Raw genomic sequence first — 12,433 nt, forward strand, 5'->3', positions numbered from 1 at the left:
TGCCCCAGCCCCCGGCCTCGCCCGGTCCCCAGACCCTGGTTCGGGTCCGTTGGACACGTGACGCAACCGCGTCGCGTGCACGGTTCCACCGATCCGGGGTACCCGCACGCCTCCACCTCGCGCTCTTCGCGCGGCGGCGTCGCAGTGTCCGGGAGGCGAGGTCCGATGTCCGCTTCATCCGGTACGTACAAGTGTCGTGGGCCCTCCTTCGGTACGTCCGGGAGCCGTAGGCCCCCCTTCCGCAGGCCCGGCTTCCGTACCCGGAACTTTGCCCGCGCCGCCGTCCGAGGAGCCGGGTGACGCCGCCGTGCCGGGATGCCGCGTGAGCAGGGATGCAGCCCGACGCGTGGGCGTACCCCGACGCGTGCGCGTACCCCAACACGTGGGCGTACCCCAACACGTGCGCGTACCCCGTGCCGAGGCCCCGTCAGAGAGGGAGCACATGATCAGCGACAGGATGGGAGAGGTCCTGGCCCGCCTGGATCTGCACGACCGGCCCGCCGACGTCCTGGGACCCCGTTGCACCGAGGCACTGGGCGTCGACCACCTGGCGGTCTCGCTCGCCCTGGACGAGCCCGGCAGCGCCGGCCTCGCGGCGCTCGGCCCGGCGGCGGAGCGCCCCGCTCCTGGCCGGCGCGCGGCCGCCAGTGAACAGCTCTGGTCCTCCAGCAGGACCGGTTCGGCCGTCGACGACCTTCAGTTCACCCTCGGCGAGGGCCCCGAGCACGACACGCTGCGCACCAGGCGCGCCGTCCTGGAGCACGACCTCCGCACCGTCGACCCCGACCGCTGGCCCACCCTCCTGCCCGCCCTCGCGGAGCTGCCGGTGCGGGCCGTGTTCTGCCTCCCGCTGTGCCTGGGCGGCATCACACCCGGCGTCCTGACCGCGCTGCGGGAGAACCCGGGGCCCATGAGCGGCCAGCAGATGGAGGACGCGCTCGCCCTGGCGGACGCCATCACCTTCCACCTCCTCACCGGCGGGGCCGACCCGCTGGAGGCGTGGATCGGCCCCCAGTGCAGCGGCGAACTGCACCGGGCCGTCGTCCATCAGGCGACCGGCATGGTCAGTGTGCAGCTCGGTCTGTGCCTGGACGACGCGCTGGCCCGCGTACGGGCCCACGCCTACCGGCTGGGGGAGCCCGTCACCCGTGTCGCGGACGACATCGTCAAACGGCGCATCCGGCTGTCTCACGACCCGCCGCCGGGCCGGGGCCTGCCGCCGGGCCGCGGCCTGCCCGGCCCGCGCACCGACGATCCGTCCGCACCCCGGGCACACCCGGACGACCCGCCCACCTCCCGGGCGCACCCCGACGACCCGCCCGAAACACCGAGGGAATGATCCGCATGTCACGCGAACAACAACTGTCAGCCGTCTTCGTGGAAGTGGCGGACTCACTGATCGACGACTTCGACCTGGTCGAGTTCCTCCAGCAGGTGTGCACCCACTGCGTGGACCTCCTCGACGTCAGCGCGGCGGGCATCCTCCTCGCCGGGCACGATCAGGTCCTGAAGACGGTCGCCGCCTCCGACGAGAACACCCACCTGCTGGAGCTCTTTGTCCTGGAGGTGAACGAGGGCCCCTGCCTGGAGTGCTTCCGCACCACGCAACCCCGCATCAACATCGACCTCTACGACCCCACGGCCATCACCGCATGGCCCGCGTTCGCCGCCCACGCCCGCAAGAGCGGCTTCCGCACCAGCCACGTCGTGCCGCTGCGGCGGCGGGACCGCGCCGTCGGCGCGCTCAGCTTCTTCCACACGGGCACCCAGCCGCTCACCCCGGCGGACGTGTCCCTGGCCCAGGCACTCGCAGACATCGCCACCATCGCCCTGCTCCAGCAGCGTGACCTCGACGACGAGCAGACCGAAAAGGCCCAACTGCAACGGGCGTTGATCAGCCGCATCGTCATCGAGCAGGCCAAGGGCATCCTCGCCGAACGCTGGCAGACCACCCCCGAGGTCGCCTTCCAGGCGCTCCGGTCGTACGCCCGCAACCGGCAGTTGAGGCTCACGGAATGCAGCCGCCAGATCATCGACCAGACCTTCGACACCAACCTCATTCCGCCGCCGGTGAAGTGACGGGGGGTCGGCTGGGGGTGGTGGGGTTGGGGGCGGTGTCCGGGGGGTTCGCGGTGGCTGCGGAGCTTTTAGTGTCTGCGGTGTCTGAGGAGAACCGGACGTCCGCCGCCCCCGCCACCACCTCGACCTCGTCGCCCAGCGCCCACTCCGCCACCCGGGACACCATCGCCGCCGGGACGGGTCCGCTGATGCCCTCCGCGGCCGGAATGTCGTACGTCGCGTGAGCGTCGTGCGGCATCACCACCCGGAAGCCCCTCTCCAGCGCGGCCCGTGCGGTCGCGCCCACGCACATCTCCGACTGCACGCCGCAGATGGCCAGGGCCCCGGCGCCCGCCTCCCGCAGCCGTTCCGCGAGTGGGTTCTCCTCGAATCCGTCGTCGACCGTCTTGTGGAGCACCAACTCCCCGTCCAGGGGAGGGAAATGGAGCTGCCAGCCCGGTGTGTGCGGTGCGTCGTCGGCCCCGGGGGGACCGTCGTTCTGCAGGTGTACGACGAGTGCGCCCGCGTCCCGCGCTGCCTTCAGGAGTGCGGCGGTACTGTCCAGCACGCGCCCGGCGTGGGGGACGGCGTGCTCGCCGGTGACGAAGGCGGACTGCACGTCGACGACGATCAGGGCCTGAACGGGGTCGGGGGCGGGTCCCTGTCCGGGGGAAGTGATCATGCCGTCCATCCTGCCGGATCGGCCGGGCCGGGCGGATCGGCCGGACGAGGCGGATCGGCCGGACCGGGCGGGGCCGCCGGAAGCGCCGCGATCTCGCGCGCACTCCAGTGCCCGGCGGCACCGGGCGCTCCGGCGAGGTAGGCGGCGAGGTCGGCCGGGGGCCAGGCGCCGGTCTCGGTGAGTCCCGCGTACAGGTGGGCGAGGTAGGCGGCCGCGGGCCTGTTCCACGGCACGTCGTGAACGCCCCAGGGGGCGGTGAAGGTGAGCAGCGGGCGTCCTTCCCGCATCCCCGCGCACACGAGGGTCTCGTACCGTCCCGGACCCAGCTCCACCCGTTCCTCGCGCACGACCCGCTTCAGGTCCAGGTCCGTGCCGGGCCCCGGCCGCCGGTACATCTCCTGGGCGGCGACGTCGCAGAACTGCTGGGGGCTCAGCAAGTAGGCCCGCGCCCGGACCTGGCCCGGCGCGCCGGGATCGTAGAAGGCGCGACCGCCGGTCCACAGCAGGGACTCCGTGGCGAAGTACAGCACTCCGCTCAGCTCGACGGGTGCGGAGGCGAGGGGCGGGCGGGTGTCCCGGCACGCGGCGAGGTAGCGGTTGAGGCGTGCCGCGTGCGTATTGGACCCGTACGACACGTACCAGACGTGTCCGGCGTTCTCCGCCCCCACGTCACGCCCCGTGCCCGACTTGCTGGGCAACCGCCTCCAGGCCCGCCTCCCGCATGCGGCGCGCCAGCAACTCGGCTTCGGGGAGGGTGCATACGTACTCCCCGTGCTGGATCTGCTCCAGTACGTGTCGTACGGACGTCAGGTCGAGCCCGAGCGAGGCGCGCAGGACGCGCATGGCGGCCGGGGGTTTGGTGTCCGGAGCCAGGAGGAGGGTTGCGGCGCCGCCGGTCGCGAGCAGGAGTTCCCTGGCGCCCTCGGGGGGTTGTCCGCCGCAGGCGGCGAGGCCGGTGCCGCAGGTGGGGCAGGTGAACTCCGCGTCCCAGCCGAGTTGTTGGGCGCCGTCGGGCAGAATCTGTGCGCCGCTCCACTCGCCGGTGGCGCCGCACTCGGGGCATGTTCCTGGGTATCGCACTTCGGCCTGGACCATGCTGCGTAGCCTACGTATCCCCCACCGGGCGGTGTCGGTCGTGTCCGGTGTCGGATGTGCCCCGGCACCTCGGTTGCCTGCGGCGCTGCCCCAGTCCCGCCCCTTCACCTGAAGCGCTTGGCCGCGCGGCTTGAGTGTGGTTGCTCGCGCAGTTCCCCGCGCCCCTGATGGCATGCCCTCCGGGCAGCCATCCCCCTGCGGCGAAGCCGTCCCGCCCCCTTCCACCGCCCCCGCCCCCTTGGGCGGCGGGGGCCGCCCTCCGGGGGCGGGACGGGCGGGCAAGGGGGCGGCCCCTCCCGCTCCCGGCCCCGCCCGACAGCCCCCGCCCCGCCCGGAGTGCCCCCAGCCCCGCCCGCCCGGAGCGCGGCCCCGCCCCGCCCGAAATCCCCTTGCCGCCCCCGCCTCCCCCTGCCCTACCCTTCGCCCCATGACCGCACGTACGAGCGACGCGCACCCGGACCGCACCCGTCCAGCACCCGCCCCGGCCCCCCACCCCGTCGAGCTCGTCATCTTCGACTGCGACGGCGTGCTCGTCGACAGCGAGCGGCTCTGCGTACAGGTCGACGCCCGCATCACCGCCGAGCTCGGCTGCCCCTTCACCGAGGCCGAGATCATCGAGACCTTCGTCGGCTCCTCCTACGAGGTCTACACCGCCGCCGTCGAACAGCGCCTCGGCCGCCCCCTCGCCCCCGACTGGCTCGACGCGTACGAGCACCTCTACCTGGAGGCCTTCGAGGCCGGGCTCACCGCCGTCGACGGCATCGCCGACACCCTCGCCCGCCTCGGCCCCACCCCCTTCTGCGTCGCCTCCAACGGCCGCCACCAGGACATCCGCCGCAGCCTGCACCTCACCTCCCTCACCCCGCACTTCGACGACTCGCGCATCTTCAGCGCCACCGACGTCGCCCTCGGCAAGCCCGCCCCCGACCTCTTCCTGCACGCGGCCCGCTCCCTCGGAGTGGCGCCCGAGCGGTGTGCGGTGGTCGAGGACAGTCCGTACGGCGTCCAGGCCGCCCGCGCCGCAGGAATGCGGTCCTTCGGGTTCCACGGGGGCCTGACCGGGCCGGAACGGCTGGCGGGGCCGGACACCGTTCTCTTCGACGACATGCGTGGCCTCCCCGCCCTCCTCGGGCTCGTCCGGCAAGGGGGCTGAGCACATGGCACCTACGGACCGCGCCCTCACGGCCGCCGACGACGCCCTTCTCTACGACGTACTCCATCCCTGGGACCCGGACCGGCGGTCCGACGACGACTTCTACCAGCCCCTCGTCATGGGTGCCGACTCCGTCCTGGACGTCGGCTGCGGCACCGGGGCCATGCTGTGCGCCGCCCGCGAGCGCGGTCACCGGGGGCGGTTCGCCGGGCTCGATCCGGACCGGGCGTCCCTGGAGCGGGCGCGCGGCAAGGGGGCGGAGCGGATCGCGTGGGTGGAGGGCGTCGCGGCGGATGCGCGCAGGCTCTGCGGCACCGGGTTCGGTCTCGCGACGATGACCGGGCATGCCTTTCAGTGCCTGGTGAGCGATGAGGAGGTACGGGAATCGTTGCGTGGGGTGTACGGGGCTCTGGGGCCCGGTGGGAGGTTTGCCTTCGACACCCGTCATCCGCGGGCCCGCGCCTGGGAGGGCTGGAATCCGGCGGCGTCGGAGGTCCGTGCCGAGCTGCCGGGGGTCGGTGGGGCCCCGGCCCGTGCCCTCCGGTTCTGGCATGAAGTGGATGCCGTGGTCGAGTCCGCGACGACGACCGTCGTGGATTTTCACAGCACCGCTGCCGCGCCCGACGGGACGGTCCTGCGCGTCGACCGGTCCCGGCTCCGTTTCCTTGCGCCGCAGGCTCTGCACGACTTCGTCACCGCTGCGGGCTTCGTGATCGAGGCCCAGTACGGGGACTGGGAGCGCGGGCCGCTCACGGCGGGGAGTGCGGAGATCGTCACCGTCGCCCGGAAGCCGCCGAGGGAGTCCGTGGAGTAGGGATCAGGTCAGCCGGTGGCCCGTCACCGCCGCCGCGAACGCGTGCAGGGCCGCCACCACCTCGTCCCGGGTCCGCCGGCCCGCCAGGATCTCCATCTGGTAGCCGTCCTCCAGCGCCACGAAGCTCGTCGCCAGCATCCGCGGCGGGTCCGTGAGCGTGAAGACACCCTGGGCCTGGCCCAGCACCAACGTCGCGTAGTAGACCGTGACCTGACGCTCCGCCAGGGAGCTGTCCATGGCCGCCGCCCGAGGGTCCCGCAGACTGCGCGGCCAGAATTCGAAGAGCAGGCGGGGCAGTACGTCGTCGCGGCCCGACGCGACCCCCGAGTCGATGCATGTGCGCAGCCGGTCCGCCGCGTCCGTCAGGGGTTCCACCGCCGCCTCCCGCTGGAGGCAGAAGCGGTCGATCGCCTCCTGGAAGGTCTCGTACATGAGCGTGTCGAGATCCTCGTAGTAGTACAGGACCGCTGCCGGGGTCAGGCCTGCCTCCTTCGCGACGTCGCGCAGGCGCAGCCCTTCGAGGCCCCGGTCGATCAGCGCCCGCTGGGCCGCCGTGCTCAACTGCGCCCGGCGGGCCTCCTGGTCCTTGCGGCGGGCCATCGGTCGCCTCCCCATCACTGAATGGCCGTGCAGTAAACGCACAGCGATTTCCGACACCCTATCTCTGGCCCTTGACGAAGATTCGACGCATTCTTTAAATGGGCATTCAAAGAATCCGGACCGTCCACCGGATCACTGGGAGGCGCCATGACTGCCGAATCCACCCCGGAACGACCACCCGCCCTCGCCACCCCCGGCGTGCCAGGCCGCACCGCCAAGGGGCTCCGCAGCGGGTCCGTGGGGCTGCTCGGCTCCGTCGCGCTGGGGCTGTCCTCCGTGGCCCCCGCCTACAGCATCGCCGTCACCCTCGGCTTCGTGACGCTCGTCGCGGGGCACTTCGCCCCGGCCGCCCTGCTCCTGGGCTTCGTACCGATTCTGCTGACCGCCTTCGCGTTCCGCGAGCTGAACCGGGAGATGCCGGACTGCGGCACCACCTTCGTCTGGTCGACCCGTGCCTTCGGCCCGTACCTGGGCTGGCTGTCCGGGGGCTGGGTCGTCCAGTGCGCCACCGTCATCGCGATGACCGCCCTGGGCAGGGTCGGCGCGAGCTACCTCCTTGACCTGTTGGGGCTGCACTCGCTCGCCGCGAACGGGTATGCGGTCGCCGGTGTCGCCGTGCTGCTGCTCGCCGCCGCGACGGCCGTCGCGTACCGGGGCATCCACTTCGCGGCCTCCGTCCAGTACGTCCTGCTGGGCCTCCAGCTCCTCGCCCTCCTCGCCTTCGGCATCGCCGCCTTCGCGGGCGACGGCGGGGCCGGGGCCGAGACCCCCTCGCTGAGCTGGCTGAACCCCTTCGGCTTCGACGGCCTGGACTCCTTCGTGCAGGCGGTGCTGCTGTGCCTGTTCATCTACTGGGGCTGGGACGCGCTGCTCACCGTCAACGAGGAGACCACCGACGCGGGCCGCACCCCCGGCAAGGCCGCCGTCATCTCGACGTTCGTCCTGCTGGCCACGTATCTCTTCACCGCCTTCGCCGCGATCTCCTTCGCGGGCACCGGCACGGAGGGGCTCGGCCTCGGTAGCCCGGAGAACGCCGCCGACGTCCTGGCCACCCTCGCCCCGCCCGTCGTCGGCGACGCCCTCGCCAAGGTGATCCAGCTCGCGGTCTGCGTCTCCGCCGTCTCCGCGCTCCTCACCGCCCTGGTCGGTACGTCCAGGGCGACCCTGTCCATGGCGGCCCACGGCGCGCTGCCCCAGCGCTTCGCCCGCATCCACCCCCGTTTCGGCACCCCCGCCTTCGGCACCGTCTTCTTCGGCGTCGCGGCTGCCGCCACCCTCACCCTCCTGACGATCGTCTCCACCGACTTCCTCGGCGACGTCGTCCTCTGTGTCGGCCTGCTCATCGCCTTCTACTACGGCATCACCGGACTCGCCTGTGTCTGGCACTTCCGCCACCAACTCCGCGACTCCGCACGGGGCTTCCTCCTCAAGGGGCTGTTCCCGCTGCTCGGCTCGCTGATGATGGTCGCCGCCGTCGGCCGCAGCGCGTACGACATGTACGACCCGGAGTACGGCGCCACCTCCATCGGCGGCGTCGGCGGGGTCTTCCTGCTCGGCATCGGCTCGATCGTGCTGGGTGCACTGGTCCTGCTCGCCGCGCGCAAACGCTTCGCCGCCTTCTTCCGCGACGGCCGTACGGCGGTCACGGACCAGGTCGTCACCCTGGACGACTGACCCGAACCACGCCTGCCCGTACCTCAGCGACTTGTACCTCAGCGACTTGTACCTCAGCGAACGGAAACACCCCATGCGCACCCTGGCCATCGCCGCCGTGCAGACCACGCCCGTACCGTACGACCTCGAAGCGACCTGGCAGCGTTACGCCAGTCAGGTGCGGGCACTGCACGAGACCTTCCCGCACGTCCAACTCGCCGTCGCCCCCGAGCTGTTGCTCGCCGCCGAGGCGCCCCTCCTCGAAGCGCGCTCCGAGTGGATGCGGGAGGCGGCCGTCACCGTCCCCGGCCCGCTCACCGGCCGGATCTGCGACCTCGCCCGCGAGACCGGGCTGTGGCTGGTCCCCGGTTCGCTGTACGAGAAGGCCGCCGACGGCCGCGTGTACAACACCGCCCTCGCGGTCTCCCCCCAGGGCGAGATCGTCGCCACGTACCGCAAGGTCTTCCCCTGGCAGCCGTACGAACAGACCGAACCCGGCACCGAGTTCGTCGTCTTCGACCTCCCCGGCATCGGCCGCGCGGGTCTCGCCATCTGCTACGACGGCTCCTTCCCGGAGACCGTCCGCCAACTGGCATGGATGGGCGCGGAGTTGGTCATCCAGCCCACCCTGACCACCACTCGCGACCGCGAGATGGAACTCGTCTGCGCCCGCGCCAACGCCTGGACCAACCAGGTGTACGTGGTCAACCTCAACGCCGCCGACCCGGCGGCGGTCGGCGCGAGCGTCATCGTCGACCCGGAGGGCATCGTCCGCCAGCAGGCGGGACCCGGCGAGGAGATCCTGGTCGACGTCCTCGACCTGGACGCCGTCACCCGGGTACGGAAGTTCGGCTCGGCGGGGCTCAACCGGCCGTGGGACCAGCTCGCCCGGTACGGCGAGCGCATCAAGCTCCCGATGTACGGCGGTACGTTCCAGCCGCGCCCGTAGTTCTCCGGACGCCCGGGCAAGGCCCCCGGCGGGACGACCGGCGGGGGGCCTTGCCCGGGGCACGGACAGGGAGAAGGATCGCGGCATGTCCAGCGAACGCCTCATGCGCATCCAGAGTGACGAGTTCCGTGCCATGGCCGAGCGGGTGCTGAGGGTCACCGAGCTCACCTCCCGCCTGAACGTCCTGCCCTTCGAGGACGAGGAGGGGAAGGCCGAGCTCTTCGAGCAGATCCTCGGCAAGCCGCTGCCGTCGAGAGTCACCATCTATCCGCCCTTCTACACCGACCACGGGCTCCGTCTCGACCTCGCCGAGCGTGTGTTCATCAACCAGAACTGCACGTTCCTGGACTACGCCGGAATCCGGATCGCCGAGCGCGTGATGATCGGCCCGAAGGTCACCTTCATCACCGGCGGCCACCCCGTCGACCCCGAGGAGCGGCGGCTGTACCTCACCGGTGCGCCCATCGACGTGGCCGAGAACGTGTGGATCGGCGCCGGGGCCACGATCCTGCCCGGCGTCAGCATCGGCCGCGACGCCGTCATCGCGGCGGGTGCGGTCGTCGCCGACGACGTCCCGGCGGCGAGCCTGGTCACCGGGAGCAAGGCCACCGTGCACCGGCAGTGGTGACGGTCGGGGGTGGTCCGGGCCCGAGTCCGGGTTCGGCGGCCGGGCCAGGAAATGGGCGTGCGTCGTGCGTCCACCGCGCAGTACGGTTCCGCGGTGGACGAATCAGCAGAAGCGCACGACGTGACAGAAGCCTCCGACTCCACCACCCCCACCACCCCTGATACTCCCGACGCGCCGGAGGACGGATACTTCGGCGCCTCCGTCGCAGCCACGTACGACGACCCCGAGGGGCGGATGTTCAGCCCGGCCGCCGTGGACCCCGCCGTCGATCTCCTGGCGGAACTCGCCGCCGGGGGACCGGCGTTGGAGTTCGCGATCGGCACCGGACGGATCGCCCTCCCGCTGGCCCACCGGGGCGTCCCGGTGCACGGCATCGACCTGTCCCGCGCCATGGTCGAGCGGATGCGGGAGAAGGAGGGCGGAGCTGAACTGCCCGTCACCATCGGGGACTTCGCCACCACCAGGGCCGACGGGCCGTACAAGCCGGGCGACTTCACCCTGGTCTACCTGGTCTTCAACACCATCATGAACGTCACCACCCAGGAGGCCCAGGTCGCGTGCTTCCGCAACGCGGCCGCCCACCTCGCCCCCGGCGGCACCTTCGTCGTCGAGGTCGGGGTGCCGGACCTGCGACTGCTGGCCCCGGGGCAGGAGGCGGTTCCGTGGCAGGTCACCCCCACCCGCTGGGCGTTCGACCACTACGAGGTGGCCACCCAGTCGATGAGCTCGAACTACATCGAGGTCGAAGGGGGCCGTGGTTCGTACCGCTCGATCCCGTTCCGGTACGTGTGGCCCGCCGAACTCGACCTGATGGCACAGCTGGCGGGCCTGCGGCTGCGGGACCGCTGGGAGGGGTGGAAGGGGGAGCCCTTCACCAACGAGAGCGAGAAGCACGTATCGGTGTGGGAGAAGCCGAGGGACTGACCGTGGGGCGGGGAGGGGCCGAGGGAAGCCGGGCCGACAATCCGAAGTCGCATGAACTGTGCGCGAGTTGGCGGGCTTCGGTCCCTCGCTCGGTCCCTCGGGCATCGTCGCAGGTCAGCCGCTGTGCGAGGGTCCGAAAGGGACTGAGAGGGACTGGCTTCCCGAATGAAGCCCGCGCCGCGCCTCGTGACTCCCGCGCCTCGCGATTCCTCCGCCTCGCGATTCCTCTGCCCCACGACTCCTCCGCCCCACGACTCCTCCGCCCCACGACTTCCTCGCCTCACGTCTCCTTCGTCAGCACCGCCACCCCCGGCCCGTCCAGTTCGTCCAGCGCGGACTTCCGGCCGGACACCGCGAGGAGGAGCGCGAGGGCCGTACCGCTCACCTCGGGGCCGTCCCCGATGATCACGTCGGAGTCGGTCGCGGCGAGCCGGACCCCCGCCACCCGCTCCTTGGCCCCGCCCATGGACGCGGACGTACGGGTCTGGAGGCGCAGCGCCCGTACGACCGCTTCCGGCGCGTAGAGGTGTGTGAGGCCCAGGGGGCGCCGGATGTCCTCGCCGTGGACGACCTCCTCGACGAGCCGCGTGTCGAGCGGCGCCGGGGGCGTCGAGCGCCGCCCCGCCGCCTGCCGCAGCCGCTCCAGGGTCTGCCGGGGGGTGGCCCCGCGCTCGCGGGCGACGCCCGCCGCGTTCTGCCGGTCGAAGTCGAAGCGGGCGCGCACCATGGCGGCGACGAAGCCGAGCCGGGTCGTCTGCCAGGTGTCCACCAGGTGGGCGGCCACGTCGTGCACGGTCCAGTCCGCGCAGAGCGACGGCTGCTGCCACTGTGCGTCGTCGAGCCGGTCGAGGTCCAGGACGAGCGCCGCGCGCTCGGCGTGCACCAGGGGCCATACGTCGTTGTCGCTCACGGTTCCTCCACGGGCCGTCGGCGTCGCTGTCATCACTGTCTCTGGGCAGTAGGACCCCCCGCACCCCGGGAACTCATCGGTCAGTGCGTGTCCAGCCCGTCCACCAGCCGGTCCAGGAACCGTACGAACATCGCGTCCGGCGACAGCGAACGCGCCGGGGCGGCCAGTGCCTCCGCCAGTTCCGGGTGTGCGCCGTCGGACGCCACCGCCGTCAGGTAGCGGATCTCCGCCGCCGCGCGCGCCGGGTCGTCGGCGGCGTTCATCCGGGTCACCTCGCTGGCGACGTACGTCGAGACGAAGCCCGTGAGCTGGCTGAAGACCTCCAGCCTGGCCCCGCCGTCCAGGCCCGTCGGGCGCAGCGCCGCCAGGACGTGCTCCAGGAAGGCGAGGGCGTTCGGGCCGAGCGAGCGGCGGGAGGTCAGGGCCGCCGGGAGCCAGCGGTGGCGGAGCATGTGGGCGCGCTGGAGGCGGGCGACGGCCTTGAGGTCCGCGCGCCACGCGCCGGTCGGGGCCGGGGGCGGGACCAGTTCGGCGGTGACGTGGTCGACCATCAGCTCGACCAGGGTCTCCTTGTCCGGCGCGTAGCTGTAGAGCGACATCACGCCCGCGCCGACCTCGGCCGCGACCCGGCGCATGGTGACCGCCTCCAGGCCCTCGGCGTCCGCGAGCGACACGGCGGCGGCGGTGATGGCCTCCCTGGTGAAGGCGGGTTTGCGGCCCCTGCCGGAGCGGTTCGCACCGGTGCCCAGCCAGAGCTGTTCCGGGTCCACCGGGGGCGGGGTCGGCTTGTCGGCGCGGGGCATGGGTCCTCGGTTCCTGGGGTGCGGGCGGTGGGGTGCGCGGTGGGGTCCATCCAAGCATCCGCTATTCTCGTACAACGTACGGAAAATAGTTGGAGGGGATGTTCCATGGGTTTGACGCGTGAGAAGAGGGAGAGCGCCACGGGTGGGAAGGTGCCTTTGGCCTC

Annotated in this window: 14 protein-coding genes; 8 read left to right on the forward strand and 6 right to left on the reverse strand. The window is 72.1% G+C overall.

The features are described from left to right. Nucleotides 1-442 precede the first annotated feature (442 nt). Nucleotides 443-1,339, forward strand: coding sequence for a GAF and ANTAR domain-containing protein (locus ACIO3O_RS04370; RefSeq protein ID WP_401741684.1), 897 nt, complete (start codon nucleotides 443-445; stop codon nucleotides 1,337-1,339). 5 nt (nucleotides 1,340-1,344) lie between these two features. Continuing rightward, the gene (locus ACIO3O_RS04375) at nucleotides 1,345-2,079 is read left to right on the forward strand and encodes a GAF domain-containing protein (protein ID WP_401741685.1); all 735 of its coding nucleotides are present in this window, start codon (nucleotides 1,345-1,347) and stop codon (nucleotides 2,077-2,079) included. On the opposite strand, the gene ACIO3O_RS04380 is transcribed toward ACIO3O_RS04375, so the two are convergent. From ACIO3O_RS04380 to ACIO3O_RS04390, 3 genes are read right to left on the reverse strand one after another with little or no spacing between them, the layout of a single operon-like run. Further along, a complete protein-coding gene (locus tag ACIO3O_RS04380; RefSeq protein WP_401741687.1) occupies nucleotides 2,057-2,740 on the reverse strand; it encodes an isochorismatase family protein in 684 nt (227 codons plus the stop codon). The genes ACIO3O_RS04375 and ACIO3O_RS04380 overlap by 23 nt on opposite strands. Continuing rightward, a complete protein-coding gene (locus tag ACIO3O_RS04385; protein WP_401741689.1) occupies nucleotides 2,737-3,438 on the reverse strand; it encodes a histone deacetylase in 702 nt (233 codons plus the stop codon). The genes ACIO3O_RS04380 and ACIO3O_RS04385 overlap by 4 nt, the downstream gene beginning before the upstream one ends. Beyond that, nucleotides 3,410-3,835, reverse strand: a complete 426-nt coding sequence (locus tag ACIO3O_RS04390; RefSeq protein WP_401741691.1) for a hypothetical protein — start codon at nucleotides 3,833-3,835, stop codon at nucleotides 3,410-3,412. The genes ACIO3O_RS04385 and ACIO3O_RS04390 overlap by 29 nt, the downstream gene beginning before the upstream one ends. 427 nt (nucleotides 3,836-4,262) lie before the next feature. Here ACIO3O_RS04390 and ACIO3O_RS04395 point away from each other — a divergent pair, with 427 nt between their 5' ends. Next, nucleotides 4,263-4,988 (forward strand): HAD family hydrolase, encoded by a 726-nt coding sequence (locus tag ACIO3O_RS04395; RefSeq protein WP_401741693.1) that lies wholly within the window; start codon nucleotides 4,263-4,265, stop codon nucleotides 4,986-4,988. Nucleotides 4,989-4,992: 4 nt separating this feature from the next. After that, the gene (locus ACIO3O_RS04400; protein WP_401741695.1) at nucleotides 4,993-5,802 is read left to right on the forward strand and encodes a class I SAM-dependent methyltransferase; all 810 of its coding nucleotides are present in this window, start codon (nucleotides 4,993-4,995) and stop codon (nucleotides 5,800-5,802) included. 3 nt (nucleotides 5,803-5,805) lie between these two features. Here ACIO3O_RS04400 and ACIO3O_RS04405 read toward each other — a convergent pair whose 3' ends face one another. Beyond that, the gene (locus ACIO3O_RS04405; protein ID WP_401741697.1) at nucleotides 5,806-6,402 is read right to left on the reverse strand and encodes a TetR/AcrR family transcriptional regulator; all 597 of its coding nucleotides are present in this window, start codon (nucleotides 6,400-6,402) and stop codon (nucleotides 5,806-5,808) included. 147 nt (nucleotides 6,403-6,549) lie between these two features. Between ACIO3O_RS04405 and ACIO3O_RS04410 the strand changes: the two genes are divergently transcribed. The 4 genes from ACIO3O_RS04410 (at nucleotide 6,550) to ACIO3O_RS04425 (ending at nucleotide 10,556) form a co-directional block, all read left to right on the forward strand. Continuing rightward, complete coding sequence (locus ACIO3O_RS04410) at nucleotides 6,550-8,076, forward strand: APC family permease (RefSeq protein WP_401741699.1); 1,527 nt, start codon at nucleotides 6,550-6,552, stop codon at nucleotides 8,074-8,076. Nucleotides 8,077-8,149: 73 nt separating this feature from the next. Continuing rightward, nucleotides 8,150-9,004, forward strand: a complete 855-nt coding sequence (locus ACIO3O_RS04415; protein ID WP_401741702.1) for a carbon-nitrogen hydrolase family protein — start codon at nucleotides 8,150-8,152, stop codon at nucleotides 9,002-9,004. Between the two features lie 85 nt (nucleotides 9,005-9,089). After that, nucleotides 9,090-9,632 carry a DapH/DapD/GlmU-related protein gene (locus ACIO3O_RS04420; protein ID WP_401741705.1) on the forward strand — a complete coding sequence of 181 codons (543 nt, stop codon included), beginning with the start codon at nucleotides 9,090-9,092 and terminating at the stop codon, nucleotides 9,630-9,632. 120 nt (nucleotides 9,633-9,752) lie between these two features. Beyond that, nucleotides 9,753-10,556 carry a class I SAM-dependent DNA methyltransferase gene (locus ACIO3O_RS04425; protein ID WP_401741899.1) on the forward strand — a complete coding sequence of 268 codons (804 nt, stop codon included), beginning with the start codon at nucleotides 9,753-9,755 and terminating at the stop codon, nucleotides 10,554-10,556. 280 nt (nucleotides 10,557-10,836) lie between these two features. On the opposite strand, the gene ACIO3O_RS04430 is transcribed toward ACIO3O_RS04425, so the two are convergent. Both ACIO3O_RS04430 and ACIO3O_RS04435 read right to left on the reverse strand, forming a co-directional pair. Beyond that, complete coding sequence (locus tag ACIO3O_RS04430) at nucleotides 10,837-11,466, reverse strand: maleylpyruvate isomerase family mycothiol-dependent enzyme (RefSeq protein WP_401741707.1); 630 nt, start codon at nucleotides 11,464-11,466, stop codon at nucleotides 10,837-10,839. An 80-nt stretch (nucleotides 11,467-11,546) separates the two neighbouring features. Then, entirely contained in the window at nucleotides 11,547-12,269 is a 723-nt protein-coding gene (locus tag ACIO3O_RS04435; protein WP_401741709.1) for a TetR/AcrR family transcriptional regulator, read from the reverse strand. Nucleotides 12,270-12,433 lie beyond the last annotated feature (164 nt).

This window comes from Streptomyces sp. NPDC087440 (assembly GCF_044744005.1).
Lineage (GTDB): Bacteria > Actinomycetota > Actinomycetes > Streptomycetales > Streptomycetaceae > Streptomyces.

What these genes read in the sequence shown, in the direction of transcription:
- ACIO3O_RS04405 (WP_401741697.1), bottom strand. Translation starts at nt 6,402, where the DNA reads ATGGCCCGCCGCAAGGACCAGGAGGCCCGCCGGGCGCAGTTGAGCACG.
- ACIO3O_RS04380 (WP_401741687.1), bottom strand. Translation starts at nt 2,740, where the DNA reads ATGATCACTTCCCCCGGACAGGGACCCGCCCCCGACCCCGTTCAGGCC.
- ACIO3O_RS04400 (WP_401741695.1), top strand. Translation starts at nt 4,993, where the DNA reads ATGGCACCTACGGACCGCGCCCTCACGGCCGCCGACGACGCCCTTCTC.
- ACIO3O_RS04410 (WP_401741699.1), top strand. Translation starts at nt 6,550, where the DNA reads ATGACTGCCGAATCCACCCCGGAACGACCACCCGCCCTCGCCACCCCC.
- ACIO3O_RS04415 (WP_401741702.1), top strand. Translation starts at nt 8,150, where the DNA reads ATGCGCACCCTGGCCATCGCCGCCGTGCAGACCACGCCCGTACCGTAC.
- ACIO3O_RS04370 (WP_401741684.1), top strand. Translation starts at nt 443, where the DNA reads ATGATCAGCGACAGGATGGGAGAGGTCCTGGCCCGCCTGGATCTGCAC.
- ACIO3O_RS04395 (WP_401741693.1), top strand. Translation starts at nt 4,263, where the DNA reads ATGACCGCACGTACGAGCGACGCGCACCCGGACCGCACCCGTCCAGCA.
- ACIO3O_RS04375 (WP_401741685.1), top strand. Translation starts at nt 1,345, where the DNA reads ATGTCACGCGAACAACAACTGTCAGCCGTCTTCGTGGAAGTGGCGGAC.
- ACIO3O_RS04435 (WP_401741709.1), bottom strand. Translation starts at nt 12,269, where the DNA reads ATGCCCCGCGCCGACAAGCCGACCCCGCCCCCGGTGGACCCGGAACAG.
- ACIO3O_RS04420 (WP_401741705.1), top strand. Translation starts at nt 9,090, where the DNA reads ATGTCCAGCGAACGCCTCATGCGCATCCAGAGTGACGAGTTCCGTGCC.
- ACIO3O_RS04390 (WP_401741691.1), bottom strand. Translation starts at nt 3,835, where the DNA reads ATGGTCCAGGCCGAAGTGCGATACCCAGGAACATGCCCCGAGTGCGGC.